Annotated in this window: 28 protein-coding genes and 1 pseudogene; 22 read left to right on the top strand and 7 right to left on the bottom strand. The window is 57.9% G+C overall.

The window, feature by feature from the left end; all coding sequences use genetic code 11:
- Positions 1-220 precede the first annotated feature (220 nt).
- The 14 genes from PVV54_RS21945 to PVV54_RS21880 all read left to right on the top strand — a co-directional run bounded on the left by PVV54_RS21945 (position 221) and on the right by PVV54_RS21880 (position 14,558).
- On the top strand, positions 221-2,188 hold the full coding sequence (locus PVV54_RS21945; RefSeq protein WP_274907242.1) for a hypothetical protein: 1,968 nt from the start codon (positions 221-223) through the stop codon (positions 2,186-2,188).
- 104 nt (positions 2,189-2,292) lie between these two features.
- Positions 2,293-3,465 carry an NO-inducible flavohemoprotein gene (gene hmpA / locus PVV54_RS21940; RefSeq protein ID WP_274907241.1) on the top strand — a complete coding sequence of 391 codons (1,173 nt, stop codon included), beginning with the start codon at positions 2,293-2,295 and terminating at the stop codon, positions 3,463-3,465.
- A gap of 272 nt (positions 3,466-3,737) precedes the next feature.
- Positions 3,738-4,244, top strand: a complete 507-nt coding sequence (locus tag PVV54_RS21935) for a disulfide bond formation protein B (RefSeq protein ID WP_274907240.1) — start codon at positions 3,738-3,740, stop codon at positions 4,242-4,244.
- Positions 4,245-4,802: 558 nt separating this feature from the next.
- Positions 4,803-5,747 (top strand): ubiquinol oxidase subunit II, encoded by a 945-nt coding sequence (gene cyoA / locus PVV54_RS21930; RefSeq protein ID WP_274907239.1) that lies wholly within the window; start codon positions 4,803-4,805, stop codon positions 5,745-5,747.
- Between the two features lie 3 nt (positions 5,748-5,750).
- Positions 5,751-7,769: a cytochrome o ubiquinol oxidase subunit I gene (cyoB, locus tag PVV54_RS21925; protein WP_274907238.1), complete on the top strand. Its 2,019-nt coding sequence runs from the start codon at positions 5,751-5,753 to the stop codon at positions 7,767-7,769.
- A gap of 3 nt (positions 7,770-7,772) precedes the next feature.
- Positions 7,773-8,396, top strand: coding sequence for a cytochrome o ubiquinol oxidase subunit III (gene cyoC, locus PVV54_RS21920; protein ID WP_011532289.1), 624 nt, complete (start codon positions 7,773-7,775; stop codon positions 8,394-8,396).
- Entirely contained in the window at positions 8,396-8,728 is a 333-nt protein-coding gene (gene cyoD, locus PVV54_RS21915) for a cytochrome o ubiquinol oxidase subunit IV (RefSeq protein ID WP_274907237.1), read from the top strand. Before cyoC ends, cyoD begins: the two co-directional genes overlap by 1 nt.
- 11 nt (positions 8,729-8,739) lie before the next feature.
- Complete coding sequence (gene cyoE / locus PVV54_RS21910) at positions 8,740-9,627, top strand: heme o synthase (RefSeq protein WP_274907236.1); 888 nt, start codon at positions 8,740-8,742, stop codon at positions 9,625-9,627.
- A gap of 332 nt (positions 9,628-9,959) precedes the next feature.
- On the top strand, positions 9,960-11,168 hold the full coding sequence (alaC, locus tag PVV54_RS21905) for an alanine transaminase (RefSeq protein ID WP_274907235.1): 1,209 nt from the start codon (positions 9,960-9,962) through the stop codon (positions 11,166-11,168).
- A gap of 131 nt (positions 11,169-11,299) precedes the next feature.
- Positions 11,300-12,427, top strand: a complete 1,128-nt coding sequence (locus PVV54_RS21900; RefSeq protein WP_274907234.1) for a hypothetical protein — start codon at positions 11,300-11,302, stop codon at positions 12,425-12,427.
- Positions 12,428-12,607: 180 nt separating this feature from the next.
- Complete coding sequence (locus tag PVV54_RS21895) at positions 12,608-12,991, top strand: YkgJ family cysteine cluster protein (protein ID WP_274907233.1); 384 nt, start codon at positions 12,608-12,610, stop codon at positions 12,989-12,991.
- Between the two features lie 69 nt (positions 12,992-13,060).
- Positions 13,061-13,624: a GNAT family N-acetyltransferase gene (locus PVV54_RS21890; protein ID WP_274907232.1), complete on the top strand. Its 564-nt coding sequence runs from the start codon at positions 13,061-13,063 to the stop codon at positions 13,622-13,624.
- Entirely contained in the window at positions 13,621-14,160 is a 540-nt protein-coding gene (locus PVV54_RS21885; protein WP_274907231.1) for a hypothetical protein, read from the top strand. The genes PVV54_RS21890 and PVV54_RS21885 overlap by 4 nt, the downstream gene beginning before the upstream one ends.
- 17 nt (positions 14,161-14,177) lie before the next feature.
- On the top strand, positions 14,178-14,558 hold the full coding sequence (locus PVV54_RS21880) for a lysozyme inhibitor LprI family protein (RefSeq protein ID WP_446731430.1): 381 nt from the start codon (positions 14,178-14,180) through the stop codon (positions 14,556-14,558).
- A 9-nt stretch (positions 14,559-14,567) separates the two neighbouring features.
- Here the strand turns inward: PVV54_RS21880 and mnmH are convergent, their stop codons facing one another.
- Complete coding sequence (gene mnmH, locus PVV54_RS21875; RefSeq protein WP_274907229.1) at positions 14,568-15,665, bottom strand: tRNA 2-selenouridine(34) synthase MnmH; 1,098 nt, start codon at positions 15,663-15,665, stop codon at positions 14,568-14,570.
- Positions 15,665-16,699, bottom strand: a complete 1,035-nt coding sequence (selD, locus tag PVV54_RS21870; RefSeq protein ID WP_274907228.1) for a selenide, water dikinase SelD — start codon at positions 16,697-16,699, stop codon at positions 15,665-15,667. Before selD ends, mnmH begins: the two co-directional genes overlap by 1 nt.
- Before the next feature lie 123 nt (positions 16,700-16,822).
- Between selD and PVV54_RS21865 the strand changes: the two genes are divergently transcribed.
- The 4 genes from PVV54_RS21865 to phnE are packed head-to-tail and all read left to right on the top strand — an operon-like array spanning position 16,823 to position 20,053.
- Entirely contained in the window at positions 16,823-17,677 is an 855-nt protein-coding gene (locus PVV54_RS21865) for a putative selenate ABC transporter substrate-binding protein (RefSeq protein ID WP_274907227.1), read from the top strand.
- Complete coding sequence (locus PVV54_RS21860; protein ID WP_274907226.1) at positions 17,674-18,468, top strand: phosphonate ABC transporter ATP-binding protein; 795 nt, start codon at positions 17,674-17,676, stop codon at positions 18,466-18,468. The genes PVV54_RS21865 and PVV54_RS21860 overlap by 4 nt, the downstream gene beginning before the upstream one ends.
- A complete protein-coding gene (locus PVV54_RS21855) occupies positions 18,462-19,289 on the top strand; it encodes a PhnE/PtxC family ABC transporter permease (RefSeq protein WP_274907225.1) in 828 nt (275 codons plus the stop codon). The genes PVV54_RS21860 and PVV54_RS21855 overlap by 7 nt, the downstream gene beginning before the upstream one ends.
- On the top strand, positions 19,286-20,053 hold the full coding sequence (gene phnE, locus PVV54_RS21850; protein ID WP_274907224.1) for a phosphonate ABC transporter, permease protein PhnE: 768 nt from the start codon (positions 19,286-19,288) through the stop codon (positions 20,051-20,053). The genes PVV54_RS21855 and phnE overlap by 4 nt, the downstream gene beginning before the upstream one ends.
- Before the next feature lie 5 nt (positions 20,054-20,058).
- Here the strand turns inward: phnE and PVV54_RS21845 are convergent, their stop codons facing one another.
- Positions 20,059-20,949, bottom strand: coding sequence for a bestrophin family protein (locus PVV54_RS21845; RefSeq protein ID WP_274907223.1), 891 nt, complete (start codon positions 20,947-20,949; stop codon positions 20,059-20,061).
- 105 nt (positions 20,950-21,054) lie between these two features.
- Entirely contained in the window at positions 21,055-21,702 is a 648-nt protein-coding gene (locus tag PVV54_RS21840; RefSeq protein WP_274910484.1) for a trypsin-like peptidase domain-containing protein, read from the bottom strand.
- A 1,025-nt stretch (positions 21,703-22,727) separates the two neighbouring features.
- On the opposite strand from PVV54_RS21840, the gene PVV54_RS21835 reads away from it, so the two are divergent.
- Positions 22,728-22,961, top strand: coding sequence for a hypothetical protein (locus tag PVV54_RS21835; RefSeq protein WP_274907222.1), 234 nt, complete (start codon positions 22,728-22,730; stop codon positions 22,959-22,961).
- 267 nt (positions 22,962-23,228) lie between these two features.
- Here the strand turns inward: PVV54_RS21835 and PVV54_RS21830 are convergent, their stop codons facing one another.
- Positions 23,229-23,351 carry a hypothetical protein gene (locus PVV54_RS21830; RefSeq protein WP_274907221.1) on the bottom strand — a complete coding sequence of 41 codons (123 nt, stop codon included), beginning with the start codon at positions 23,349-23,351 and terminating at the stop codon, positions 23,229-23,231.
- Between PVV54_RS21830 and PVV54_RS26650 the strand changes: the two genes are divergently transcribed.
- Positions 23,313-23,429, top strand: coding sequence for a hypothetical protein (locus tag PVV54_RS26650; RefSeq protein WP_420794050.1), 117 nt, complete (start codon positions 23,313-23,315; stop codon positions 23,427-23,429). The two genes, PVV54_RS21830 and PVV54_RS26650, sit on opposite strands and share 39 nt — an antisense overlap.
- A 498-nt stretch (positions 23,430-23,927) precedes the next feature.
- On the opposite strand, the gene PVV54_RS21825 is transcribed toward PVV54_RS26650, so the two are convergent.
- Positions 23,928-24,194 carry a hypothetical protein gene (locus tag PVV54_RS21825; RefSeq protein WP_274907220.1) on the bottom strand — a complete coding sequence of 89 codons (267 nt, stop codon included), beginning with the start codon at positions 24,192-24,194 and terminating at the stop codon, positions 23,928-23,930.
- Between the two features lie 117 nt (positions 24,195-24,311).
- Here PVV54_RS21825 and PVV54_RS21820 point away from each other — a divergent pair, with 117 nt between their 5' ends.
- Positions 24,312-24,449, top strand: coding sequence for a hypothetical protein (locus tag PVV54_RS21820; protein WP_274907219.1), 138 nt, complete (start codon positions 24,312-24,314; stop codon positions 24,447-24,449).
- A 428-nt stretch (positions 24,450-24,877) separates the two neighbouring features.
- Here the strand turns inward: PVV54_RS21820 and PVV54_RS21810 are convergent, their stop codons facing one another.
- Positions 24,878-25,309 carry a GFA family protein gene (locus tag PVV54_RS21810; protein ID WP_274907218.1) on the bottom strand — a complete coding sequence of 144 codons (432 nt, stop codon included), beginning with the start codon at positions 25,307-25,309 and terminating at the stop codon, positions 24,878-24,880.
- A gap of 41 nt (positions 25,310-25,350) precedes the next feature.
- Here PVV54_RS21810 and PVV54_RS21805 point away from each other — a divergent pair.
- Positions 25,351-26,306, top strand: a pseudogene (locus PVV54_RS21805) (LysR family transcriptional regulator).
- Positions 26,307-26,364: the final 58 nt, after the last annotated feature.

Here is a 26,364-nt window from a genome sequence, read left to right as displayed (position 1 = left end):
AGCATTTTTACCAGTTTCGAAAAACATGGCTTGCGCTCATATTCAAGTCTCCACTTACCCACGCGGGTGGTGCTGAACCTGGCTCCCGCTGGGTAGCGCCCCACGCCCAGATGGCTAATGCTGAAAAAGCCTGAGGGTGAACGTGTGGTGCAGACTTTCAGGTACTTCCACTGCACGATTTTAGTCGTGCGGGAAACTTTCAACTCAGGAGCATCATCACATGGGTGCAGAGCAAAAGCGTGCAGACCAGAGGATTGCAAGGCAGAAGATTCTCGACAAATTGCCTAAGACTCAAATGCAAGGGGGGCTGAATCCGCTCGTGATCTCTGACATGGATTACCGAGACCCCGAGAGCAAAGGCTTTGGTTGGAATGAATTGTCGGACGCCACTCGTGCACTGCCCATGACGTCACGCCTACCCGAGGTGTTTCGGCTTGGTAATAAGGTCAGCTTGTTCTGGACGAGAGTTGAACCTACACAGCCTCCTACGTCCCAGCCTGAGGCACCTGATGATGCGCCGATTCAGTTCTATGATTTAACTGCTGATATAGAGGAACAAGGTTGGGTAAGCTTCACTGTGACGCGAGACATGCTCACACTCCCTGCAGAGTCAGGCATCAGCTACCCGTACTACGGCTACTTCTATTATGAAATTTACGACCCGGACGCAGAAACTGTTCGTTATTCAGAGTATCGAACAGTACTTATCGATTTACGGGTTCCTGGCGGGCTGGACCCGGATTTGAGTACGCCGTTCAATGATAACCTGTTCGCTCCCAAGATACAGCCGCCTGGTGTGATCGGAAGGCCGCTCCCGATAGTTACGGTTGAGTTTACAAAGTGGCCCTTCATTCAACCGGATGATCTACCGATACTGGTTTGGAACGGTGTACGTCATGAATTCGCCCGTTTGACGGCAGAGGACATTCAAAACCCGCTGATCTACACAGTGCCGCCGAGTGTGATTGAGGCCGGAGGTAGTGGCGAGCGTATTCCGGTGTACTTTGAGGTTCGTGACCTGGTTCAAAACTACTCACGCCCGTCCCCATCAGCATTCATCGAGGTGGCTGACCCGGACGCCTATGACGCCCCCACCGTCGAACGCGCGCAAACCCCCCCCTACGAGTTGGACCTTGTTTCACTGGGAGGCCAGGATGTGCTGGTGATTGTCTCCGACCCGGACATCGTAAGCGGCGATAAGGTGGTGTTGCACTGGGCAGGGATGACCGAGGATGGTCAGCAGGTGAATTATGATGTTCCGGAGGCAACAGCTGCAGGGTCTCTATTACTGTTATACGTGCCTTATACAATTGCCGTCTTGAGTGTTAACGGCTCCGCTCGTCTCTACTATGACGTCAATCCCGGCACGGGTAAGAGATCACTCACGCGCAGCATCACAGTCAAAGGCTTGGGTATCGGATTGTTGGCTCCGATCTTCAGAGATGCAGATGGCTTGGTTATTGATTTGGCAAAATTCGCGGGTGATTTGGTGTACGTGGATATTCCTCTCTACCCTGGGCAGGCGGAAGGTGATCAAGTCACGTTGTTCTGGACAGGGCAGGTGGGCGAGGGCACTCCGATGGTGTATCAACCGATGCTGCCCATTCCACCAGGTGGCGCAGGCGTGCCACTGGCATTCCCGGTGGATAAAACGTATTTGGCGGTATTGGTCAGTGGTAGGCTGACCCTGAGCTATTCAGTTTATTCACCGTCATTGGGAATTCGTCGACCATCGCCCGAGATCACTTATAGTGTCGTGGACAATGGGGCCGTTGATCTTCCAGCACCCACTTGCGATGAGTTGCAGGTTGACGGTGCGGATGTATGGTTGCCGGTGGAAACGCCTGTTGCCTATATCCGTGTTCCTTCCCATGCCCCCCTACGTCAGGGGGAAATGGTCACCCTTCATTTTGGTCTGGCGGCCGGCGTCAACCCTCCACCTTATGAGCCGTCCAAGCAGTTTCAGGGGTTCCCGTTCTTCTTCGAGGTAGATCAATCGGTGATTGAGCCGTTTGATGGGCAAGCGATGTCGGTCACGTACTCTGTGGATCGTGGTGATGTGCGGCAGCTTGGCAGTTTGAGTAGCGGGGGTTCTCGCCCCAGCCCTGTTGCTCTGGGAGCTGCCGAGCTTGAAGTCAAAATGACCATTAAAGTCAGTGTGACTATCGATAGTGCTGAGTCATTATGACCACTAAAAAACTAACTTATTGATTTTGATGATTTTTTTAGTTGGCACGTTTCATGTTGTGCATAACGCAACCTTTCAAAGCCACCGGCCCAGGAATTGCTGAAATGCTTAACACTGAACAACGTGCCATCATCAAAGCCACCGTCCCGCTGCTTGAAACGGGTGGTGAAGTACTGACCACTCACTTTTACAAGCTGATGCTCAGCGAGTACCCCGAGGTTCGCCCGCTGTTTAACCAGGCCCACCAGGCCAGTGGCGACCAGCCGCGCGCTTTGGCCAATGGCGTGCTGATGTATGCCCGCCACATTGACAAGCTGGAACAGCTTGGCGGGTTGGTCGGTCAGATCATCAACAAGCATGTGGCCTTGCAGATTCTGCCGGAGCATTACCCGATTGTCGGTAGCTGCCTGTTGCGGGCCATCGAGGAAGTGCTGGGCAAGGAAATTGCCACCCCAGAAGTGATCGCGGCCTGGGGGGCGGCTTATGGCCAGTTGGCCGACATCCTGATTGGTGCCGAAGAGAACCTCTATAAAGAGAAGGAACAATCGGCTGGCGGCTGGCGCGGTGCCCGGGAATTCCGGCTGGAGCGTCGCGTGCAGGAAAGCAGCGAGATCGTGTCCTTTTACTTTGCCCCTGTGGATGGCAAACCCGTGCTCAAGGCTGAGCCGGGTCAGTACATCGGCGTGCAGCTATTCATTGATGGCGCCGAGCAGCGTCGTAACTACTCATTGTCTGCGTTGTGTAATGGGCGGGAATACCGGATCAGTGTGAAACGTGAAGCCGGTGGCAAGGTGTCCAGCTACCTGCATGATGAACTGATGGTAGGCGATACCGTGCAACTGTTTCCGCCATCCGGTGATTTCTCTCTGGCTGCCAGTGACAAGCCGCTTGTGCTGATCAGCGGTGGCGTTGGCATCACGCCGACGCTGGCGATGCTGGAAGCCGCATTGCAGACCCAGCGCCCGGTGCATTTCATTCACTGTGCGCGCAATGGTGCCGTGCACGCGTTCCGTGATTGGGTGGATGACCTGGCGGGGAAGCATCCGCAGCTCAAGCGCTTCTATTGCTATGACGAGGCAGGGGAGGGGGCAGACGCCGTTGGCTTGTTGAGCCAGGATCTGCTGGGTGAGTGGATGCCGGGTGGGCGGGATGTGGATGCCTACTTCCTCGGGCCGAAAGGGTTCATGGCGGCTATCAAGCGGCACCTGAAGGGGCTGGGTGTGCCTGAGCAGCAGAGCCGGTATGAGTTCTTCGGGCCGGCGGCAGCCCTGGAATAAAAGCGTAGCCTGGGCGGGCATCCCTATAAGGAAGATGAACCGCCCCGTTCCGATCTTTCACCTTTAATCCTCTTTTAATCACGGTATCCTTCACTCCCGGGTGTCGAGGGGCTTGCCCCCGCATGGCGCCCGGGCTCGTGCTTTTTTAGCGCCCTGCGTTGAACCCATGTCGCTCCGGCCGGTCCTAGGCCTCTGCGGGTAGCCGCTTCCTCGACTGGCTCATAGGTCACGTACAGCGTGTAGACTTGCACTTTCCATCGAAGGAACCGGCAATGAACGATCTGACTTCGCGCCTGAATCGGGAACGGCGCTTTCTGGTACTGCTGGGGGTAATTTGCCTCTCCCTGCTTGGCGGTGCCCTGTACATGCAGGTGGTGTTGGGCGAGGCGCCTTGCCCGCTGTGCATCCTGCAACGCTATGCCTTGCTCTTTATTGCCGTATTCGCGTTTATTGCCGCGGCCATGCCCGGGCGGCGCAGCCTGACGTTGTTCGAGTGTTTGGTGGTGCTGAGCGCGATGGGTGGAATCGTTGCGGCGGGCAACCATGTGTATATACTCGCCAACCCCATGGTCAGTTGCGGCATCGATACGCTGCAGCCGATCGTCGATGACCTGCCGCTGGCCAAGGTCTGGCCGCTGGCGTTCCAGGTCGACGGCTTCTGCAGTACGCCGTACCCGCCGATCCTTGGTTTGTCGTTGGCACAGTGGGCGCTGGTAGCCTTCGTACTGACCGCCGTACTGGTCCCGTTGGGCATCTACCGCAACCGGCGCCAGCCTTAGACAAAAGTCCCGAATTCAGTGCGGTCTTTTGCACCCACAGAGAAGAGGGAAAAGTCCTCACCCGCTTGACTCGGATCAATCACAAAGCCTTGCAGTGCAAGGGTTTGAGGTCTATCAAGCGGGGTGCGACAAACTGTCGCGAAGTTGATTTGTTGGCCAGTATTGTTACGCATTCTGTAAAAGACTGTTGCTCAATAAGTCATAGTCAAGGGTGGGCGACCTCACTACAATCGCCCCCAATTTCCGTTCGGCACTGCTTGCGAGTCGCAGGATTGAAGGAAGCCTCAGCGCTCCCTTTTGCTGACTTCGTCAAGTTTCGCCCAGCGGCGATACCGGGCGGATACCCCTCCGCGTTTTCCCGCACCAAATGGACTTGGTCTGAAGTACAGGCCTTTTGCCTACGAAACCATAAGCACCGTCAACACGCTTGAGCCAAGGTCCTGCAGTCGGGCCCCAGGCGGGAGTGTATTCGGGCGCGAAATGCCTCACTTGGCAGGACGAAGTGTTGGCTACCAAAACACAAATTGCATTGAAGCAAGCTGATCTAGAGGTCGTGAGATGAGTAAAAAGCGTTACCCCAGACTGTTTGGCATATTGCCCTTTTTAGGCATGCTTTTACTCAGTGGGTGCAACTGGACCCTGCTCGACCCGAAGGGTCAGGTCGGCATTGAGCAAAAGAACCTCATCCTCATCGCTACCGGCCTGATGCTGCTGGTGGTGATTCCGGTCATCATCATGACCGTGGCGTTCGCCTGGAAGTACCGTGCTTCCAACAAGGCAGCCACCTACACTCCCGACTGGTCGCACTCGACCAAGATCGAAGCCGCGGTGTGGATCATCCCGATCATCATCATCATCGCCCTGGGTTACGTTACCTACCACTCCACCCACAAGCTTGATCCGTATCGTCCGCTGGACTCCGACGTCAAGCCGATCCAGATCGACGTGGTCGCACTGGACTGGAAGTGGCTGTTCATCTACCCGGAGCAGGGCATCGCGACGGTCAACAAGATCAACTTCCCGGCCAATACCCCGATCAACTTCCGCGTGACCTCCGACGCCGTGATGAACTCGTTCTTCATCCCGGGCCTGGGCGGCCAGATCTACGCGATGGCGGGCATGACCACCAAGCTGCACCTGATCGCCAACGAGAATGGCGAGTTTGACGGTATCAGTGCCAACTACAGCGGCGCTGGCTTCACCGGCATGAAATTCAAGGCTACTGCTACCTCTCAGGAAGACTTCGACAAGTGGGTCGCCGAAGTGAAGCAGTCGCCACTGAAACTGGGCAAGGCCGAGTACGAAGCCCTGGCCAAGCCTAGCGAATACAACCCAGTCGCGCTGTACAGCGAGGCTCCGGCAGAGCTGTTCCAGACCATCGTCGACAAGTACGAAGGCATGAACCGCGGCAAGCCGGTCCACGAAGAAGCAGGCAGCAAAGATCTGGCCACAACCAAGGGTGTGGAATCGAGTATGCAACCAGCTGCCGGTGCAGAGGAGTAAGAGATGTTCGGTAAATTAAGCCTGGAGGCGATACCCTATCACGAGCCGATAGTCATGGTGACACTCGCCATTATCGCGCTCGGTGGTATCGCTTTGGTCGGTGCTATCACCTATTTCCGCAAGTGGACCTACTTGTGGACCGAGTGGTTGACCACGGTCGACCACAAGAAAATCGGGGTGATGTACATCATCGTCGCGATGGTCATGCTGCTGCGCGGCTTTGCCGACGCCATCATGATGCGTACCCAGCTGGCTGCCGCTACCGGTGGCTCCGAAGGCTACCTGCCGCCTGAACACTATGACCAGATCTTCACCGCCCACGGTGTGATCATGATCATCTTCATGGCGATGCCGTTCTTCACCGGCCTGATGAACCTTGCCGTTCCTCTGCAAATCGGTGCACGTGACGTTGCCTTCCCGTTCCTGAACTCTCTGAGCTTCTACCTGCTGCTGGCAGGCGTGCTGCTGGTCAACATCTCGCTGGGCGTTGGTGAATTCGCCAAGACCGGCTGGGTTGCCTATCCGCCGCTCGCGGGCATTCAGTACAGCCCTGGGGTGGGTGTCGACTACTACATCTGGGCGCTACAGCTCTCAGGCTTGGGTACGACATTGACCGGTGTGAACTTCCTCGTCACCGTGATGAAGATGCGCGCACCTGGCATGAAGCTGATGGACATGCCGATCTTCACCTGGACCTGCACCTGGGCCAACGTGCTGATCGTGGCTTCGTTCCCGATCCTGACCGCTGCACTCGCTCTGCTGACTGTTGACCGTTATCTGGACTTCCATATCTTCACCAACGAGCTTGGTGGGAACCCGATGATGTACGTCAACCTGTTCTGGGCGTGGGGTCACCCTGAGGTTTACATCCTGATCCTGCCGGCCTTCGGTGTGTTCTCGGAAGTTACCTCGACGTTCTCTGGCAAGCGTCTGTTCGGCCACCACTCGATGATCTACGCATCGGGCGCCATCGCCGTTCTGGGCTTTGCCGTATGGCTGCACCACTTCTTCACCATGGGTGCCGGCGCCAGCGTCAACACCTTCTTCGGCCTGGCGACGATGCTGATCTCCATTCCGACCGGTGTGAAGCTGTTCAACTGGCTGTTTACCATGTACCAGGGCCGTGTGCGTTTCACCGCACCGATGATGTGGACCCTGGGCTTCATGATCACCTTCTCCATCGGTGGCATGACTGGCGTTCTGCTGGCTGTTCCAGGTGCTGACTTCGTTCTGCACAACAGCCTGTTCGTAATTGCTCACTTCCACAACGTGATCATCGGTGGTGCGGTGTTCGGCTACATCGCCGGCTTCGCCTTCTGGTTCCCGAAAGCCTTCGGTTTCACCCTGAACGAGAAGTGGGGCAAAGCTGCCTTCTGGTTCTGGATCTCGGGCTTCTACGTTGCGTTCATGCCGCTGTACGCCCTGGGCTTCATGGGCATGACCCGTCGTCTGAACCACTCCGACAACCCACTGTGGGAACCCTACCTGTACGTAGCCGTTGTCGGCGCCGTGCTGATCCTGTTCGGTATCGCCTGCCAGCTGATCCAGATCTACGTTTCGGTCCGCGACCGCAACCAGAACCTGGACGTGACCGGCGACCCATGGGGCGGCCGTACCCTGGAATGGTCGACTTCGTCGCCACCTCCGTTCTACAACTTCGCTCACATGCCTGAGCAGGTTGGCCTGGACGCCTGGCACGAAACCAAGGAAACCGGCAACGCTTACAAGCCGGCAACCAAGTTCGACGCTATCCACATGCCGAGCAACACCTCTACCGGTTTGTTCATGGGCCTGTTCCTGACCGTCTTCGGCTTTGCCTTCATCTGGCACATCTGGTGGCTGGTTGGCGCAAGCCTGGTTGCAACCATCGCAGTCTTCGTTCGCCACGCTGCACGTGACGACCAGGGCTACATGGTTCCGGCCGAAGAAGTGGCGCGCATCGAAGGCGAGCGCATGAAAGCGCTGGCCAAAGCAGGTGCTCTGCCTGCCGGCGCACGTGTCGAATCGTTTGAGCGGGTGTAATCAATGTCCAGTCAAGTAATGCACGGCGCTGCTCATGGTCACGACCATGGGCATGACGACCACCACCACGACTCGGGCCAGATGACCGTACTGGGCTTCTGGCTGTACCTGATGACCGACTGCATCCTGTTTGCGTCGCTCTTCGCCACCTACGCGGTGCTGTCCGGCAGTTTTGCCGGCGGCCCGTCGGGTCACGACATCTTCCAGCTCGACTTCGTGCTGGTTGAAACCGCGTTCCTGCTGCTGTCCTCGATCACCTTCGGCTTCGCCATGCTGAAGATGTTCGATGGCAAGAAAGCTGGCGTACTGGGCTGGTTGGCTGTGACCTTCCTGTTCGGTGCAGGCTTCATCGCGATGGAAATCTATGAATTCCATCACCTGATCGCCGAGGGCTTCGGTCCGCAGCGCAGTGGCTTCCTGTCGGCGTTCTTCGCGCTGGTTGGTACCCACGGCCTGCACGTGACTGCCGGCCTGATCTGGATGGCAATCATGATGTACCAGATCAACAAGCACGGCATCACGCCGACCGCCAAGACCCGCATGAGCTGCCTGAGCCTGTTCTGGCACTTCCTGGACGTGGTCTGGATCTGCGTGTTCACCGTCGTCTACCTGCTGGGAGTTCTGTAATGGCTAACGCACACGACACTCATCACGAAGGTAACCACGGTAGCGTCAAGTCGTACATGATCGGCTTTGTACTGTCGATCATCCTGACCGCGATCCCGTTTGGCCTGGTGATGTTCCCAAGCCTGCCGAAGAACCTGACCGTCCTGATCGTGGTGGCCATGGCCGTCATTCAGGTGGTGGTGCACCTTGTGTACTTCCTGCACATGGACCGCTCGAAAGAGCAGCGCTCCAATGTGTCGACGTTCCTGTTCACCGTACTGGTAATTGCACTGCTGGTCGGCCTGTCGCTGTGGATCATGTTCAGCATCCACTTCGAAATGATGGCCAAGTGAGGTAAGACTGCATGTCCGTTAAGCACTTTATCCAAATCACCAAACCGGGGATCATTTTCGGTAACGTGCTTTCCGTGGCAGGCGGTTTTTTCCTTGCCTCGAAGGGCCATGTAGATTTCGCCCTGTTCCTGGCGGTGGTTATTGGGACTTCCCTGGTGGTTGCGTCCGGTTGCGTGTTCAACAACTGCATCGACCGTGACATCGACCACAAGATGGAGCGCACCAAGAACCGCGTCATGGTGCAGGGTGGCATGTCGCTGCCCCTCGCGCTGGCTTACGCCACCCTGCTCGGGGTGGCGGGTTTCAGCCTGCTGTATGTTCAGGCCAACCCACTGGCGGCGTTCTGTGCGCTGATCGGCTTCATCGTCTACGTCGGTTTCTACAGCCTGTGGCTGAAGCGTAAATCGGTGCACGGCACCTTGGTCGGCAGCCTGTCCGGTGCCATGCCTCCGGTGATCGGCTACTGCGCCGTCAGCAACAGCTTCGACCTGGCTGCAGTGACCCTGCTGGTGATGTTCAGCCTGTGGCAGATGCCGCACAGCTTCGCCATCGCCATCTTCCGCTTCAAGGACTACAGCGCTGCCAACATTCCGGTTCTGCCGGTGGCACGTGGCATCCTGGCTGCGAAAAAGCAGATCGTGTTGTACGTGCTGGCTTTCGTGCTCGCAACCCTGATGCTCACCCTTGGCGGTTACGCCGGCCTCGGCTACCTGGCCGTGGCAGCAGCCATGGGCCTGTATTGGCTGTACATGGCTTGGGGTGGCTACAAGGCCGAGGACGACAGCAAGTGGGCTCGCAAGGTGTTCGGCTTCTCCATCCTGACTGTCACTGCCCTGAGCGTGATGATGGGTGTGGACAGCCAGACCGCTGCGGACGTGCTGATGACCTACGCGCGCTGATACACGTGCCTGTTACACAAAAAACCCGGCCATGTGCCGGGTTTTTTTATGCGCGTTTGCCTGTGTCGGCCCTTTCGCGGGTAAATCGCAGCGGCGAACCGCCGCTCCCACAGGCTTGCAAGTAACCCAGTGGGAGCGGGTTTACCCGCGAAAGGGCCGGCACAGGCAAAGCATAAATCTTTGATTTTCAAAAAATAGATCTGAAAAGATTAATAAAAACAGGAAATTGTCCTTTACATAAATCCTGTTTCGGCATTATCTTCTGATTCAGGCCGCCACATCGGCCAGCGTCGCTCGGACGGTTCCGGGCGCTTACGTCCTCAGAGGAAACCATGGCCAACCCAGGTTCGCCGCGCCGCTTCGCGCGCATCGATCGTCTTCCCCCATACGTCTTCAATATCACCGCCGAACTCAAGATGGCTGCCCGTCGCCGTGGCGAGGACATCATTGACTTGAGCATGGGCAACCCTGACGGTGCTACGCCGCCGCACATCGTCGATAAGCTGGTACAGGTTGCTCAGCGCGAAGACACACATGGTTACTCCACTTCCCGCGGTATCCCGCGCCTGCGCCGTGCCATCTCCAACTGGTACAAAGAGCGCTACGACGTCGCCATCGACCCGGAAAGCGAAGCCATTGTCACCATCGGTTCCAAAGAAGGCCTGGCGCACCTGATGCTCGGCACCCTTGACCATGGCGACACCGTGTTGGTGCCGAACCCGAGCTACCCGATCCATATCTACGGTGCCGTTATTGCCGGCGCCCAGGTGCGCTCCGTGCCACTGTTGCCGGGTGTGGATTTCTTCAACGAGTTGGAGCGGGCGATCCGTGAATCGATCCCCAAGCCGAAGATGATGATCTTGGGCTTCCCTTCCAACCCGACTGCCCAGTGCGTTGAACTCGATTTCTTCGAGCGCGTGGTGGCCTTGGCCAAGCAGTACGATGTGCTGGTGGTCCACGACCTGGCCTACGCTGATATCGTCTACGACGGCTGGAAGGCTCCTTCGATCATGCAGGTGCCTGGCGCCAAGGACATCGCGGTGGAGTTCTTTACCCTGTCCAAGAGCTACAACATGGCTGGCTGGCGGATCGGCTTCATGGTCGGTAACCCGGAACTGGTCAGCGCCCTGGCGCGCATCAAGAGCTACCACGACTACGGTACCTTCACCCCACTGCAGGTCGCGGCGATCGCAGCGCTGGAGGGTGACCAGCAATGTGTGCGCGATATTGCCGAACAGTACCGGCAGCGTCGCAACTTGCTGGTGAAGGGGCTGCATGAGCTTGGCTGGATGGTCGAGAACCCCAAGGCTTCCATGTATGTCTGGGCGAAAATCCCTGAGCAATACGCTCACCTCGGGTCGCTGGAGTTCTCCAAGAAGCTGCTGGCAGATGCCAAAGTGTGCGTCTCGCCGGGGATTGGGTTCGGTGATTACGGTGATGACCATGTGCGCTTTGCACTGATCGAAAATCAGGACCGTATACGTCAGGCAATTCGCGGTATTCGGCAGATGTTCAGGGCTGATGGTCTGAACCGGGAGTAAGCAAGCGAGATTTCGCCGCAAGCAGGTTGTCCACTTGCGGCACGCTTGCATCTGGCCGCAGATTTTCCGTCTGCTAACAAGCCTGATGTACTCATAGCTTTGTACACTCATTGACAGTAGGAGTGTGCAAAGTGAGTGTATTTACAGTCTATTTTTGCGGAACCGGCTCGCATCGATTCGATGATACGAACCCTAATTTCTGGAACGGCGAGTTGGTTTCTACGCTCGCCAGCCATGATCAGGATCGCGAATTTGCCAATTGGATTGCCGTTGATGGGCCTGGCAGTGGCAACCAACAAGATGACGAACTATTCACCAAGCCTGGCGGTTACTTCAGCTTGAGGGGCACTTTGTTTGGCACGGGGTGGGAAGAAAATGTTTCCCACGCGCTGCATGTCATTAAGGGCAAGAGCGATTGGCAGCGAACCGAGCTTAGCGAAGCGGAATACGAAACACTGAAAAAGGCAGATGTACCTATTCCTGATGCTACGGCTAGCGGGGCCTGGTTCTGGCGCTCCCACAGTTATGGCAAGCGTCATCCGACCCCCCAAGAGCTGCAACAACAGATTATCGCTCAGTTCCGCAAACCTCTGATTCCGACCCAAGTCAACCTGGTTGGGTGGAGCCGAGGCGGTATCAGTTGCCACATGCTCGCTAATGCGATGGCCCAGGATCCTGAACTGAAGAACATTCCAGTCAACATTTTTGCAATTGACCCGGTTCCGGGTATCGGTAATTTGCAGTCTCACAGGGTCAAGCTGGCTGGCAATGTCAAAGAGTACGTTGGTTTCTTCTCTCGTGATGAGCGTTCAAAAGGTTTTGCGTGTGTGATCCCCACTGCCGCTGGCGGCACACGCATGCGCATTTATCCAATGCCTGGGCGTCATGCCACGCTGGTAGGGAATGCTTCGGTCGACGGTGGTGGCAGCGGTAAAGTGCTTGCAGAGCCTGGCCTCATTGTGCGTCACCTGGCCGAGGTCTGCCTGACTCGCTGGGGGGTGACGCTGGATAAATGCCTGGGGCTGACTGACGATCAAGTGAACAAGTATCTCGATTCCATCAGTGCTGATGACAGCAAATATCAAGCTATGCGCCGAAACTCCTATACCGTGATTACCGAAGGCGCTGAGGCTGATCGCCTTGTTCACCTTGGTGACGCAGATGCGACCTTCAGCAAGATATCTGGTGAGAACCTGACCCCTGCCGAAGGGCTAAGCCAGCTGTGTCAGGACGTTAGTGCCTTCAACCTGTTGCGTTGAGTTTTACAAGCGGTCACCTGCCGAGGCTGACCGCTTGAAGGCGACACAGAGCAGCGTTGCGCTCTGTCAGATCAGCGGCAATATTTATTTGCATTCCCCCTCTTCTCAGCAACCCCGGCTTCGATTACAAATGGCGCCGCGGGCTCGCCCCGATAACAACAACCTTCCCTCCGTGCCATCATGCCCGAAAACAACCCTTGCCTTGACTGCGGCGCCTGCTGCGGGTACTTCCGTGTGTCCTTCTTCTGGGGCGAATGCCAATCTGCCGGAGGCCTTGTGCCGGATGATCTGGTGGTGCAGATCAACCCCACCCGGGTCGCGATGATCGGCACCGATGCCAAGCCTTGCCGCTGCACAAGCCTGCAGGGCGAGATCGGTAAAGAAGTGGCGTGCACCATCTACGCCAACCGTTCCAGCCCTTGCCGCGAGTTCGAAGCGTCGTGGGAAAACGGTGTGCATAACGCCAGTTGCGATGATGCGCGAGCAGCTTATGGCCTGCCGCCACTGACACCGCCTGGCGCCAACGAACCGCATTGGCCAGATGATGGCGCAGAGGTAGCCTGAAGCAGGGTGCTTGGCCGGGGCGCATGCAGTTAAACTGTCATCTCCCCAGCAATGGACAGGAGATCCGGCGTGACCCCACCCCGCAGTTTCCCCACTGACCTCTGCCTCGATAGCCCACGCTTGCATCTGCGCCCGATGCGGCATGCGGATGCCGAGCAATGGCTGACGATAATGGCCGACCCCGAGGTGATGCGTTACTGGCACCATGCGCCATGGAACAATCTTGGCGAGGCTGAAAGTGCCTTGGCCGCCGACCGCGAAGCCTATGCCAGCGGCGGTCAGCTCAAGTTGGGTATGTATCGTCGCGACAACGGCGAGCTGATCGGCATGGTTCAGCTGTTCAACATTGATGACGCTTCCCGCCGCGGTGAGATTGGCTATTGCCTGGCCAGCGTGGTGCAGGGCAGGGGTTACATGGACGAGGCATTGACATGCTTCATCGATTACCTTGCCCACACTTTGCATATGCGCCGTCTGGAAGCAGAAATCGACCCGCGCAACCAGGGTTCCGCACGTACGTTGGAGCGCCAGGGCTTCGTCCTCGAAGGGCTGCTGCGTGCCCGCTGGTGCGTGGCGGGCGAGTTGTCCGACTCAGGTATCTATGGCCTGCTGCTTGAGCCACCCGTGGCATGACGGCTTTCTACATAGCTTTCAGCCTCGCCCTTTATGCACTCGGCCTTTGTTTCGACGGTGCGTTCATGAGTGGCGGCAGGCATATGCCAGCTTTGCAGATGTTGCTGTACGGGCCTTGGGGCATGCCGTTCGGGCTGTTCCAATGGTTCGCCAACCCGTTACTGGCGTTAGCGGTCCTGGCCCACCGTCGGTTTCGACGCCTGGCATTGCTGATCGGCTTGGGCGCGCTGTACCTGGCGTTGACCAGCTTCGGCATCGAGCGCCTGCCCGACAACATCAGCTATGAGTTTCAGGACCGCACCGGCTTCGGCGCGGGCTTCTATCTCTGGTTGGCTGCCATTTTCGTGTTCTGTGCGGGGCAGGCCTGGCATTGCTGGAAGGCCAGCAACGCAGCCGACATGCCAGGTTGGCGCTGGCCCGATGTGGCATTGATCGCAACTATTTCGGTTTTGTTGTATGCCGCAACGCAAATGCCTTCACTACGCTTTGAGCCAGGCAAGGTGCTGATGCCACCTGAGCAACCACAAGCGTTTTGAAAAGGATGATGATGAACATGCGACTTTTACCATGCTTGGCCCTGGCCGGTTTTATGCCGATGGCGATGGCCGACGACAACTCACCGGCTTACACCGAGTGCATGGACAAAGCCTCCAGCACCATGGCCATGAGCGTGTGCATACAGGCTGAGACCAAGCTGCAGGATGAACGGCTGAACCGTGTCTACAAGCAGCTGATGGCCAAGCTGGATGCCGGCCAGCAAAAAAGCCTGCGCGACGTGCAGCGCCAGTGGATGAGCTACCGTGATGGCAACTGCAAGTTCCACGTTCAGGCCAGTGGCGGCACCATGGCTCAGCTCGAAGGGGTGATGTGTGTGCTGGACATGACCCGGGAGCGGGCAAGTGAGCTGCAACGGGTGCTCAGCCCGGGCCAGTGATGCCGGCCCCTATCGCCGCCTGGCTTTCAAGTACTCGAATACTTCCAGCGAATTACCGGCAAACTCGATTCGCCCGGCCTTGGCCTCTCGCTGGAAGGCATACATCGGGTCGTAGTATTCCTTGAGCAAGCCTTCGATCCAGCCGCGGTGCAAGTCTACCGAGCCACTGCGCTGCTGAGCTTCCAGCGCTTGGCTCAAAATCAGTGACAGCCGCTGAAAGCGCTCGCCACCCAAGCGCTTATGGATGTTGGCCATGCTCTGCAGCATGCGTTCGGCAAATAGACGGCGGCCGAGTTCGTCGCCATGCACCGCGATGAACTCAACACACAGGTTGATCACGTAGTCACGCAGGATGCGTTCGACGCGGTTCTCGAAGCTGTCCTCAAGCCACACCATCGGGTACTGCTGCATCCCTTGATACAACGCCAGCGGCACTGTGCAACTGCCAACGATCCGTCCTTCGTCTTCAAGCACGAATTGCTCGATGCCCCGGGCGCGTTTCTTGAGGATGTCGACGGCCAGTTTGTTCTCGAAGTCGATTTGCGAAGGCTGGGATGTAGCGCGTTTGCCAAAGCTGGAGCCCCGGTGATTGGCGTGGCCTTCCAGGTCCAGGACGTGACTTAACTGGTGCAGCACATCGGTCTTGCCGGTACCGGTAAAACCGCCCAGCAGCACGAAATCACAGTGTTCGACCGCCTGTTGGGTGGTATCCAGCAGGAAGGTACGCATCGCCTTGTAGCCACCTTTGACACGCGGGTAGGCAATGCCAGCCTCATCGCGTAGCCACTGCTGCACAATCAGCGACCTCAGCCCGCCGCGTGCGCAATACAGGTAACCCTCAGGGTGCGCTTTGGCGAAGTTGGCCCAGGCATGCAGGCGTTCACGCTTGATGGCGCCACTGACCAACTGGTGGCCCAACGTGATGGCGGCGGCCTGGCCCTGCTGTTTAAAGCATGTGCCGACCTTTTGCCGTTCCTGGTCAGTCATCAGAGGCAGATTGACGACGCCGGGGAAGGCGCCTTTGGCGAATTCGACGGGCGCGCGCATGTCCATCATCGGCACGTCATCAAGGAACAGCTGGCGAAAATCGGTGCAGTCGTGGCGCATCAATTCACCTCGACCGCGTGGGTCTGTCGCTCCACCAGTACGCCGATGGGTGCCAGGTTCAACCCCAGATCGGTGGCAACCGTGAGGAATTCTGCTTCGCCTTCTGGGCTTACCGCCACCAGCAGGCCGCCGCTGGTTTGCGGGTCGCACAGCAGGTGCTTTTGTTCGTCGCTGAGCTGGCCGATTTTGTGACCGTAGCTTTCGAAATTGCGCAAAGTGCCGCCGGGAATGCAGCCTTCGGCCAGGTAATGGTCCACGCTGGGCAGGCGCGGTACAGCGGCGTAATTCAGGTGTGCCGTGAGGCCGCTGCCGTCGGCCAGCTCGACCAGGTGGCCGAGCAGGCCAAACCCGGTCACGTCAGTCATCGCCTTCACACCAGCAAGCTTGCCGAAGCGGCTGCCCGGGGTGTTCAGTGTGCACATCCAGTCACGGGCCAGGCCCTGGTCCTGCTCGCGCAGCTTGGCCTTTTTCTCGGCGGTGGTGAGGATGCCGATGCCCAAGGGTTTGGTCAGGAACAGCTTGCAGCCTGCGCTGGCAGTATCGTTGCGCTTGAGGTGGCGTTTGCTGACCACGCCGGTGACGGCCAGGCCGAAGATGGGCTCCGGGGCGTCAATGGAGTGCCCGCCCGCCAGCGGGATGCCAGCTTCGGCACAGACAGCACGGCCACCACGGATCACTTCGCGGGCTACCTCCGGCGGCAGCACATTGACCGGCCAGCCCAGGATGGCAATGGCCATCAGCGGGTCGCCGCCCATGGCATAGATGTCGCTGATGGCATTGGTGGCAGCGATGCGGCCGAAATCGTAGGGGTCATCGACGATGGGCATGAAGAAGTCGGTGGTCGACACGACCCCGCGCTCGTCGTCCAGGGCGTAGACGGCGGCGTCGTCCCGCGAGGCATTGCCGACCCACAATTTCGGGTCCAGGGCCTGAGTGCCGCTTTCGGCAAGGATCACGTCCAGCACCTTGGGGGAGATCTTGCAGCCACAGCCAGCGCCATGGCTGTACTGGGTCAGGCGAATCGGCTCGCTCATACGCACCTCGGGGTCAATATGTTGCGCGATTGTAGCAAAGCTGGCCTTTGCGCCATGGGCTCTTATACTTCCCGAAGTCGGCGTGGATGCCGACATCTGCCCGCTCTCGACCGGAGAATACCCATGCTCAAACGCCCCATGGCGCTCGCCGCTGGCCTCGTGCTGTCCTGCTGTGCCGTTGTTGCCCAGGCTGCTGATACCCTGCGGGTTAGTGCCATCCCGGATGAAGCACCGACCGAACTGCTGCGCAAGTTCAAGCCGTTGGGGGAGTACCTGACCAAGCAATTGGGCATGGAGGTTAAATTCGTGCCGGTGGCTGATTACCCGGCGGTGGTCGAGTCGCTTGCCAGCGACCGGCTGGACCTGGCCTGGCTGGGTGGGTTCACCTTCGTGCAGGTGCACCTGAAAGACCCGACCGCCACGCCGCTGGTGCAGCGCGAACAGGATGCCCAGTTCACCTCCAAGTTCATCACAGCCAACCCGGCCGTGAAGAGCCTGGCCGACCTAAAGGGTAAATCCTTCGCCTTCGGTTCGATCTCGTCGACGTCTGGCAGCCTGATGCCGCGCTACTTCATGCTCAAGGAAGACAACATCAAGCCCGAGAGCTACTTCAGCCGCGTGGCCTACTCCGGCGCCCACGATGCCACCGTGGCCTGGGTCCAGGCTGGCAAGGTCGATGGCGGCGTGTTGAACGCCAGCGTGTGGCAGAAGCTGGTCGATGCGGGCAAGGTCGATACCAGCAAGGTCAAGGTGTTTGCCACCACGCCGACCTACTACGACTACAACTGGACCGTGCGTGGCAACATGGACCCGGCATTGAAAGAGAAGATCAAGAAAGCCTTCCTCGACCTCGACCCGGCCAACCCTGAGCACAAGGCGATCCTCGACCTGCAGGCCGCCAGCCGCTTCATCGAGACTAAGCCTGAAAATTATGCAGGCACCGAACAGGCTGCCCGTGAGGCCGGCCTGCTCAAGTGATCATCGACCTGCATGAGGTGGGCCTGCGCCACGGCCAGGTTCGCGCGCTGGATGCTGTAAGCCTGCGCATCGCCAAAGGTGAACGGGTGGCGATCATCGGCCCTTCGGGGGCGGGGAAATCCAGCCTGCTGCACCTGATGGCCACGGCGGTGCAGCCCGGCAGCGGGCGCCTTCAATTGTTCGGCCAACAGCCTTGGGCGTTGTCTGCCGGTGCGAGGCAGCGCTTGCGTGCGCGGGTGGGCCTGGTGCATCAGGCGCCGCCGCTGCCGCCACGGCAGCGTGTGGTCACGGCGGTGTTGGCCGGGCGCCTGGGGCGTTGGGGCGCGCTGCGGGGTTTGGCCAATCTGTTGTATCCGACCGATGTGCCGGGCGTGCGGCAAGTGCTGGCCGAGTTAGGCCTGGTGGATAAAATGTTTGTCCAGTGCGGGCAGCTGTCCGGCGGCCAGTTGCAGCGGGTCGGCATTGCCCGAGCCTTGTATCAGCAGCCCGAGTTGCTGCTGACCGACGAGCCGGTGTCGGCGATGGACCCCGTGCTGGCCGACCACAGCCTTGCATTGCTAAATCGCCACGCCAAGGCCAATGGCGTGACACTGGTGGCCAGCTTGCATGCGGTGGATCTGGCATTGGCTCATTTCCCCCGCGTGGTCGGTATTCGCGAGGGCAGGGTGGCCTTCGATTGCCCCGCCGAGGCGGTGACCGAGCAGTTGCTTGATGCCTTGTACGCCAATGAACAGCTGGCCTCACCACCGGCTCAGGGGCCGAGCCTTACCGTGCAGATTCCTCGATGCTGAGGGCCGATGCGCGCGACCCGGCCACGCTGCCACGGTTGTTGCTCACCCTGTTGGCGTTGGCACTTTTGTGGCCCGGTGTGCAGTTGAGCGAGTTGAACCCCGGCGTACTGTTGCAGGAAGAAAACCGCAAGCAGATTGCCAGTTTCGCCAGCGCGTTCTGGCCGCCCGCACACAACGCTGACTTCCTTGAGCTGCTGTACCAGTCCACGTTGCAGACTCTGGCCGTGGCCACGGCGGGTATGACCCTGGCGTTAATGTTGGCGATCCCGGCCAGCCTGTTGGCCAGCCGGGCCTTGTCGCTAAGGGCCGCCTCACGTGGGGGCCGAGCGGGGCTGGGGTCTCGGCTGGCGCGTATGCCGGTGAGGGGGTTGCTGATTTTTTTACGCAGCGTGCCGGAAATCGTCTGGGCGTTGCTGTTTGTGCGCGCTGTTGGCTTGGGGCCGACAGCCGGCGTGCTGGCCATTGCCATCACCTACAGCGGCATGCTGGGTAAGGTTTATGCGGAAATCTTCGAGTCTGTCGACCAGCGCCCGGCACATGCCTTGTTGCAGGAAGGCAGCGGGCGCTTGATGGCATTTTTCTACGGTATTTTGCCAAGCGCAGCGGCGGAGGTTGTGTCGTACACCGTCTACCGCTGGGAATGTGCAGTGCGGGCTTCGGTAGTGATGGGCTTCGTCGGAGCCGGCGGCCTTGGGCAGCAGATCGATCTGTCCATGCGCATGTTCGCTGGGAATGAAGTGGCCAGCATGCTGTTGGCATTCTTCGGCCTGGTACTGTTGGCTGACTTGCTCAGCCGCTTCCTGCGCGGGAGGCTGGCATGAACCGGGTGGTCAATCTGCTGGTGGTCGCAACCATCGTTGCCGCGATGGTGGCGTCATTTGGCTACCTGGAGCTGGACTTGCACGCCTTGGTAGCCGACGGCGGCCTGGGGCAGATGGGTGAGTACGCGGGCCGCTTCCTGCAGCCGGATCTCACAACCGAACACTTGCAGGCAGTGGCCCGTGGGGCGTTGGAGACCTTGGCCATGTCCGGTTGGGGCACGTTACTGGCGATGGGGCTGGGCATGCTGTTGGCGCTGCCTGCTGCTGGCCGTTTTGGCTGGCCGTTGCAGTCTGCGGCGCGGTTGCTGCTCAATGCCCTGCGGGCCATCCCGGAATTGGTATGGGCCGCGCTGACCGTGTTGGCCGCAGGCCTTGGGCCCAATGCCGGGACACTGGCGCTGGCGCTTCATACAACAGGTGTTTTGGGCCGCCTGTTCGCCGAGGCATTGGAGAACGCACCACCAGAGCCGGCAGCGGCAATCCGTTTGCAGGGCGGCGGGCAGGTAGCCGCCTTCTGCTTCGGCACCTTGCCCAACCTGTGGCCGCAACTGCTGGCCTACAGCCTGTACCGCTGGGAAAACAACATCCGCATGGCCAGCGTGTTGGGCTTTGTCGGCGCCGGGGGGCTGGGGCAGATGCTCTACACCACCCTGAGCCTGTTCCAGGAGGCGCAAGCCAGCACGGTGATCATGGCCATGCTCGTGCTGGTGCTGCTGGTGGATGCCTTGAGCGACGTGCTGCGCCAACGCTTCGTGCGGGCCTGAGCCGGTTATTGAACCAGCTCGCCGCATTGGGCTTCGCGCTGCATCGACTCCAGGTTGCGCTCGATGGTTTCGCAAATCGTGTCCATCTGGATTTGGTGCTCGCTGAAGCGGAACGGGCTCTGCAGGTCTGTGCCAATTCTTTCGATGGCCAGAAGCATGAACCCGACCACGGTCGATGCCAGCGGCGTGAACCAGCCCAGTGACTCCACCAGGCCAATTGGCACGATCAGGCAGAACAGCGTGATGAAAAGCCGTGGAAAGTACACATAAGGGTAGGGCAGGGGCGTGTTGGCAATCCGCTCCATGCCACCTTGGGCATTTGACAGGTCCACCAGCGTTGACTCCAGCCGTGCCAGGCGAATGCTGTCCAGCCGCCCGGCTTGATATTCCCGGGCCAGCAGTGCGGCCGAGCCACTGAGAATATCGTTGGCAAAGTTGTTGGACCGGTTGCGCCGCTCGAACTCTCCCGGCGGGATGAACGCCATCAATTCGTCCGGGCACGCCTCCCCCTTGAGGTGCGCCGCCAGGCAGTTCACGTAGGCGATATGCCGGCGCAGCAGGGTTGCCTTCACCGGATTAAGCCCGTCGTCCGGGTCATCGATCAGCGTCAGCGTTTGCCGGGCGAAGCTGCGCGAACTGTTCACCAGCGCGCCCCATAACGTGCGCGCCTCCCACCAACGGTTGTAGGCACTGCTGTTGCGAAAGCTCACCAGCACCACCAGCGCTGAGCCCAGCAAGGTGAGCGGTATCAGTGGCAGGGTGAACTTGCTGTTGAAGAACAGCATGAAATCGATGGTGACCAGTACATCCCAGATCAGCAGCCAGAACAGCGACCAGCCGATGTAGCCGAATGTCTTCACCACCAGGCGGTATTTTCGGGCGATCAGGTCTTTCACGCGTAGGGCCTTCGAAATAAGGGGGATGCAGGATGGGACGTCTGCACGCACACAAGGTTCGAAGTAGAGTTGCCGCTAGTGTTACCGGACGTGTTCAGCCTGTCCCTAAGGTTTGCTGGCTACGGCCACATACCCCTTGATAGCGGCTGGCGCATGCGGGTTGGCCTTGTGTGCCAATTTGTACTGATATCGGCGCCATTCCTTGTCGATTTCACTGTAAGACAGGAAAACACTGACACGCTCTTTGTCTGCCAGGTCCGGGCGGTTGCGTGCGTCGATTTCGTCCTTGGCGATGAACGCCACGTTGATCCCGACTACCTTGCCGTCTGCAGCGAACAGCGGACCGCCTGACATGCCCTTGGTAATCGGGCCGTCGTGAGTCGAATAGAAGACGCTGCCCGGCGTACCCTCCATCCGTACCAGCGATTGCAGCGTATGGCCTTTGCCCTGCACCGGCATCATCAGGCTGTTGAAGCCTACCGCCGTAACGGACTCGCCCGGCACGTACTGGCGCCAGGCTGGAACCTGATCGGCCTTGTGCTTGAAGAACACCACATCGCCCAAGCCTTCATGCACGACGTCTTTGAGGAAAGGGGTGTGCTTTGCGGTGACCGCATAGTCTTCGTTCCACTGGATGGCGGTGGCCATCAACAGCATCGGCAGCGGCGCCCCGGAGGTGACCACGAAAGCTTGATCGTAGACGGGGTCTGACACGTAAGAGGTCGGCATTCCATTGCACCCACTCAGCAGCATCAGTGCTGCCAGACAGGGCACGGTTTTCATCATCGTTCACATGAATGCGTGGGTAAGCGGGGCGCCACTATGGCGAAGTGACATCACTCGGGCAATGCTTTCTGCATAATCCCGATGAACGACATCCTAAGTAGGGGGGTGGGGTGATGGCAAATAGACTTCATTCATGCGGGTGTAGGCGGTTGACGCTAGGGTGGCGTCAAGATCGTGCGCATCGGAGTGTTTGCTTTGAGGTGTTCGCCTTTAGGTGTTAGTCGCTTATGAGATCGAGCGCCGCCCGCGCGGCGCATCGCGGATAAATCCGCTCCCACATTTATTGCAACGTGGCCATGCCTGATAGGCCATGGTTGTCAGCCTGTCGCATGTCTGGAGTCTTGCTTCAGGGCGGGCAACCATGGCCTCACAGATTCGGCACGTTGCAACAAATGTGGGAGCGGGATTTATCCGCGATGCGCCGCGCGGGCGGCGCTCGATCTCAAAGGCGACAAACACCTGAAGGCGAACACCCCAATGCCCACAAAAATCCCAAGCAAAAAAACCGACCATAAGGTCGGTTTTTTCTGGATTTGGTGCCCCGAGGGGAACTGTCATTTGTTCTTAAGGTTTTGATTCTAATTAATTAAATTCAATGTACAAAAAAATTTGTACAAAAAATTGAATTTTGGCATGTTTTTTGATTTTTTTGATTTTTTTGATTTTTTTGATTTTTTTGATTTTTTTGGTGCTTGGTGGTACATGCTGCAGATCAGTGGTATTCGACCCGATGGGCGGCAAAACTATTTTGAGCACTAAAGTTTAGATATATTTCCTTGAAATCGCTTTCGGTGAGGGGCAAGCTGGCTACACCACCCACCCTACGACGTCCTTGACGGTCAGCCAAGCGGCCTTGATTTCCTCTGACATTACGATTTCCTGTCGATCAATCGCCACTATTTATTTTTGAAGGGACTTAATCGTACCTGTGCGGTCAAACGGATGAGCCGTTGAAGCTGATAGCTCACTAATCCACCAGGAAGATGAGCTATATGCCTAGCAAAAAAGATGGCCGCTATGAAGCCTACAAGCTATTAAGAGAGCTTGATACCCAGATTTCCGCAACGATGAATCAGATCGCCTACGGCCACATGAGCGGAATTGAATGGGAAGAAATTTGTAAGGCGCATCGAATTGCCTTTGATGAATGGATGGCATTCGCCGATGGGCAGGTTGAGTCTGAACGCAGCGATGCGTCAGAAGGCCTTGAAATTAAGCGGGATTGATTCGTTCAATTTTGCGTTCTGTTGGCATACGGTAAAAACTCTCTATGCTCTCGCCAGAGCCGAAGGCACAGCACTGATCAATATCGCTGATGACGGCGATAGCTTTCGAGGCCATCACCTCATGGCTCGGCAAGAGGCTAGCCAGGCCCCGGCGATTGGGCAGCTTTCATGCTGATTGCTCCTTTGGTCGATTAACAGACAGTTTTGGTCCGGTTCGTCCCCTGAATACAATACAGGGTGTATAGTGATCATTCGGGTGACTGTCTTTCAGTGGCTCATAACCGAGACGCCAGCATGTACCAGACGTACCCCTGCGCTGCCCACAAAGCCCATGAACGCCTTTGTGAGCAAATAGAAATTTTTCTTCAGCATGGCGGCCATATTCAGCATGTTGCATCCGGTGTAACCGGTTCCCCTGATGGTGTTTCCAAAGTTCAGTGGAAAAAAGAGCGAACGGCAAAGTCGTGAAGGAAACTGCTAGCGCTTGACTGTCGGAGTTTTCGATACTAACCGAGCGCTATCGCGCGCATGCTAGGGGCTCCCTCGTGAACAAATAACCCAGCGACTCTTTTATAGCTGTGTGCATAGGTGTGTCCGAGCAACAGGTTAATTTTTATCGTCGTGAAACTTTTTTGCTAGGTGATGGCTCATGGCTTGTGCATTTTGCTTTTTTCATGCCCATAGAGCTTCGTCAGCGACTAACCGGCAGCTTCACCTTATTATTAAAAGCCCCGCGAGTACCTGGCGATGCTCGCCGGTTGGATGAAACCTGATCAAGGAAGCGGTTTGCGGTTATGTCTGTCAGTAGGCCAGCTAACTAATAGTCTCGGGGCCGGCAAGGCTTTAGTGGTTTATGAGCCTATGGGTGGTGAGTTGGTCGGTTCATTTGCATATTAAACCTCTACTGCGCACTGCTCAGTTGTTTGCTGGGCGGTGCGCAGTACTGGCTTGAGTTGGAGATGCTAATTACGACTTGGGAAGGTAGTAATGAGGATAAAGAATCATATCGCTTTCTAGTTTTTCAGCATCGCCTACGCATTTTCGTACTTGCGCATAAAATTGCAGGCTTTGATTTTGGAAGCGGCGATAACTTTGAGCGCTCGCTGCAAGTGCCAACTCAAGAGGTTTACCTGTGAGACCCTCTGCACGCTTTTGGGAGTGAATGTAGCTTTGCCAGCTGCTCTCGACCCGCAGCAGCCCTTGTGCAAAGACTTTGGTCTCGATGGTCGCCATTGGTACACCCTCTGGGAGCCGAACCCGGCTCGTTGGTGGATCGCCAGAAAGACGACAAGAAGCAAAACAACCTCTGGAGAGAAGTGTTTCGCCGCTTGAGCATAGACCATCAGCGCGATGGCAGCTGGGGAATCAGCAACGGTAAACATCATTAGCTTGCTTAGGGAGGTGCTCGCCATCGGCCGCATGCGCTACGACGCGTTGTTCCCGTACACGCTCGTCACCATCGTCGCGGATCAGGTCGAGCTGCTCTGAGGCGTTGTGCACACTCACTACGTTATCGGCGCGATCGCGCCCTTGTAGTTCTGGACGGTGATGGCAGTGATCGTCGCAGGCATCGTGTTCGGGCTCGCGGGGTGCTGTTCGCCACCGCCACCGATAACCGGTCAGACGTTTGCGATGAAGGGGCCTTTCCTGAGCCGTACAAGGCATCCCTGATCTATCGCAGGACGAAGAACTTCGGGGGCAGCTGGTGCTGGGCCACACGAAGCTGGAGAGCACCGTTAGATTTTTGGGCATTGAAGACGATGACGCCCTGGAGATGGCGGAACAGACAGAGCTATGACTACGGATAGCGACGGTCGAAGTCAGACCGTCGCTATTCGGCCCAACGCGTAGGTAGTCAACCCTCACAACTCGCTGTGCGGCGAGCCACACATTCGCTGATGAAGGAGCAAGCTCTTTTACCATAGCGCGGCGGCGAATGCTTCGGGCGTCGGGCTCTCCTGCCACTGCGCGATAGTCTCCGGCAGCGCCAGCCATGGTTGCTTGCGACGTGTCCAAATATGCGCAATCGGCTCGAAATGTTCAGAGCCTTCCAAAATGCCGGCCCGTACCACACGCATGCCGGGTGCTGCCGTGGTCTCATTGAACAGCCGGGTGTGACATATACCGCAGGCATACTGGGTGGACGTTTGCCCTTGGTGTTCATGCTCAAAGATAGCCGTTTCGCCCGCCACCTGAACAGCTGATGCCGCACTCAGCATGTGCAGACCAAACGCACTGCCGCTCCAGCGCTGGCAGTTTAAACAGTGGCAGGCATACAGTGGCGGCAATTGCTGCGCCACGATCTCGATGGTGACTTGCCCACATCGGCACTGACCGGTGAATCTCATGCGTTGCTTCCTTACAATGACGTCCGGAAAAATGTGGGCGAATGATCGCTTTCCACGGGCTCGGGCAGAAGAGCAAATTAGGAGCAACTGTTGGCCAAGAATGTATGAGCGGCATTGAATGGGAAAGCCAGCGTGTATTTCTCGCCGTGCTGCGCTCTGGCAGCCTGAGCGGCGCGGCGAAGTTGCTGGGTATCGCCCAGGCCACCGCGCGCCGGCGCCTCGACCATCTTGACACGCTCTCGGTGTGAGTCTATTCACCCGCACGCCCCTTGGTCTGACGCCTACTGGCGGAGCGCAGCGCCTGATCGAACATGTCGAGGCCATGGATCTCGCCGCGCAAACCTTCAACCGCATGGCCAGCTCTGAAGCGTCGGTGGATCACGGCACAATTCGGCTGACCTGTGGCGAGTTGCTTGGCGTCGAGGTGCTACCCGATCTGCTGCGCCTGTTCCATTACGAACACCCCGGGCTCAAACTTGAGTTGAGCATAAGCGATGCCCTTGAAGACATCGCTAGGCTGCAATCGGATATTGCGGTGCGGCTGATGCGGCCCAATGAAGCTGATATCACGGTGCGGCGTGTCGGCAGTTTGCAGATTGGCATCCATGCCAGTGCCGGGTGCCTGGAGCGCTACGGTAATCCAGCCTCCCTGCTGACGCTGCGCCAGCGGCCGCTGATCGGGCCGGACAGACGCTCAGCGGATTTGCGCCGGTTTGTCGATGCCGGTCTGTGCGATGCCGACCAGCATTTCGCCATTGCCTCTGATCATCACCTTGCTCAGCTGGCCGCTCTGAAAGCGGGCTTAGGCTTCGGACTCTGCCCGACGCAAATAGCAAAATCGCACGGCCTGGTACATGTGCTGCCGCACGATTTTGGCTTTGAGGTAGACGTGTGGATCGCAATGCACAACGACCTACGCAAAATTAACAGGATTGTTCAGGTGTTCGAGGTTCTTGGAGAGCAGTTGTATCAGTATCTATGCTTGGCTGATCAGTGAGAAGCGTAGACGGTGGCATCCGCTACTTGGCCTCAACGGTAGCTACGGGTCGATTTCA

Origin of the sequence: Pseudomonas sp. PSKL.D1 (assembly GCF_028898945.1) — a bacterium.
GTDB lineage: Bacteria > Pseudomonadota > Gammaproteobacteria > Pseudomonadales > Pseudomonadaceae > Aquipseudomonas.
Note: the sequence above shows the minus strand (reverse complement) of the source record. Positions and strands in the feature narration are given on the sequence as shown.

Excerpts from the sequence above, each read along its gene's own strand:
- PVV54_RS21855 (WP_274907225.1), top strand. The coding sequence starts at position 18,462 with ATGCTGAGGGCCGATGCGCGCGACCCGGCCACGCTGCCACGGTTGTTG.
- cyoC (WP_011532289.1), top strand. The coding sequence starts at position 7,773 with ATGTCCAGTCAAGTAATGCACGGCGCTGCTCATGGTCACGACCATGGG.
- cyoD (WP_274907237.1), top strand. The coding sequence starts at position 8,396 with ATGGCTAACGCACACGACACTCATCACGAAGGTAACCACGGTAGCGTC.
- PVV54_RS21830 (WP_274907221.1), bottom strand. The coding sequence starts at position 23,351 with ATGCTGAATATGGCCGCCATGCTGAAGAAAAATTTCTATTTGCTCACA.
- PVV54_RS21820 (WP_274907219.1), top strand. The coding sequence starts at position 24,312 with ATGGCAGCTGGGGAATCAGCAACGGTAAACATCATTAGCTTGCTTAGG.
- PVV54_RS21825 (WP_274907220.1), bottom strand. The coding sequence starts at position 24,194 with ATGGCGACCATCGAGACCAAAGTCTTTGCACAAGGGCTGCTGCGGGTC.
- PVV54_RS21895 (WP_274907233.1), top strand. The coding sequence starts at position 12,608 with ATGCCCGAAAACAACCCTTGCCTTGACTGCGGCGCCTGCTGCGGGTAC.
- mnmH (WP_274907229.1), bottom strand. The coding sequence starts at position 15,665 with ATGCGCCACGACTGCACCGATTTTCGCCAGCTGTTCCTTGATGACGTG.
- PVV54_RS21880 (WP_446731430.1), top strand. The coding sequence starts at position 14,178 with ATGCGACTTTTACCATGCTTGGCCCTGGCCGGTTTTATGCCGATGGCG.
- PVV54_RS21835 (WP_274907222.1), top strand. The coding sequence starts at position 22,728 with ATGCCTAGCAAAAAAGATGGCCGCTATGAAGCCTACAAGCTATTAAGA.
- PVV54_RS21810 (WP_274907218.1), bottom strand. The coding sequence starts at position 25,309 with ATGAGATTCACCGGTCAGTGCCGATGTGGGCAAGTCACCATCGAGATC.
- phnE (WP_274907224.1), top strand. The coding sequence starts at position 19,286 with ATGAACCGGGTGGTCAATCTGCTGGTGGTCGCAACCATCGTTGCCGCG.
- alaC (WP_274907235.1), top strand. The coding sequence starts at position 9,960 with ATGGCCAACCCAGGTTCGCCGCGCCGCTTCGCGCGCATCGATCGTCTT.
- PVV54_RS21865 (WP_274907227.1), top strand. The coding sequence starts at position 16,823 with ATGCTCAAACGCCCCATGGCGCTCGCCGCTGGCCTCGTGCTGTCCTGC.
- cyoB (WP_274907238.1), top strand. The coding sequence starts at position 5,751 with ATGTTCGGTAAATTAAGCCTGGAGGCGATACCCTATCACGAGCCGATA.
- selD (WP_274907228.1), bottom strand. The coding sequence starts at position 16,699 with ATGAGCGAGCCGATTCGCCTGACCCAGTACAGCCATGGCGCTGGCTGT.
- PVV54_RS21840 (WP_274910484.1), bottom strand. The coding sequence starts at position 21,702 with ATGCTGCTGAGTGGGTGCAATGGAATGCCGACCTCTTACGTGTCAGAC.
- PVV54_RS21885 (WP_274907231.1), top strand. The coding sequence starts at position 13,621 with ATGACGGCTTTCTACATAGCTTTCAGCCTCGCCCTTTATGCACTCGGC.
- PVV54_RS21945 (WP_274907242.1), top strand. The coding sequence starts at position 221 with ATGGGTGCAGAGCAAAAGCGTGCAGACCAGAGGATTGCAAGGCAGAAG.
- cyoE (WP_274907236.1), top strand. The coding sequence starts at position 8,740 with ATGTCCGTTAAGCACTTTATCCAAATCACCAAACCGGGGATCATTTTC.
- cyoA (WP_274907239.1), top strand. The coding sequence starts at position 4,803 with ATGAGTAAAAAGCGTTACCCCAGACTGTTTGGCATATTGCCCTTTTTA.
- PVV54_RS21935 (WP_274907240.1), top strand. The coding sequence starts at position 3,738 with ATGAACGATCTGACTTCGCGCCTGAATCGGGAACGGCGCTTTCTGGTA.
- hmpA (WP_274907241.1), top strand. The coding sequence starts at position 2,293 with ATGCTTAACACTGAACAACGTGCCATCATCAAAGCCACCGTCCCGCTG.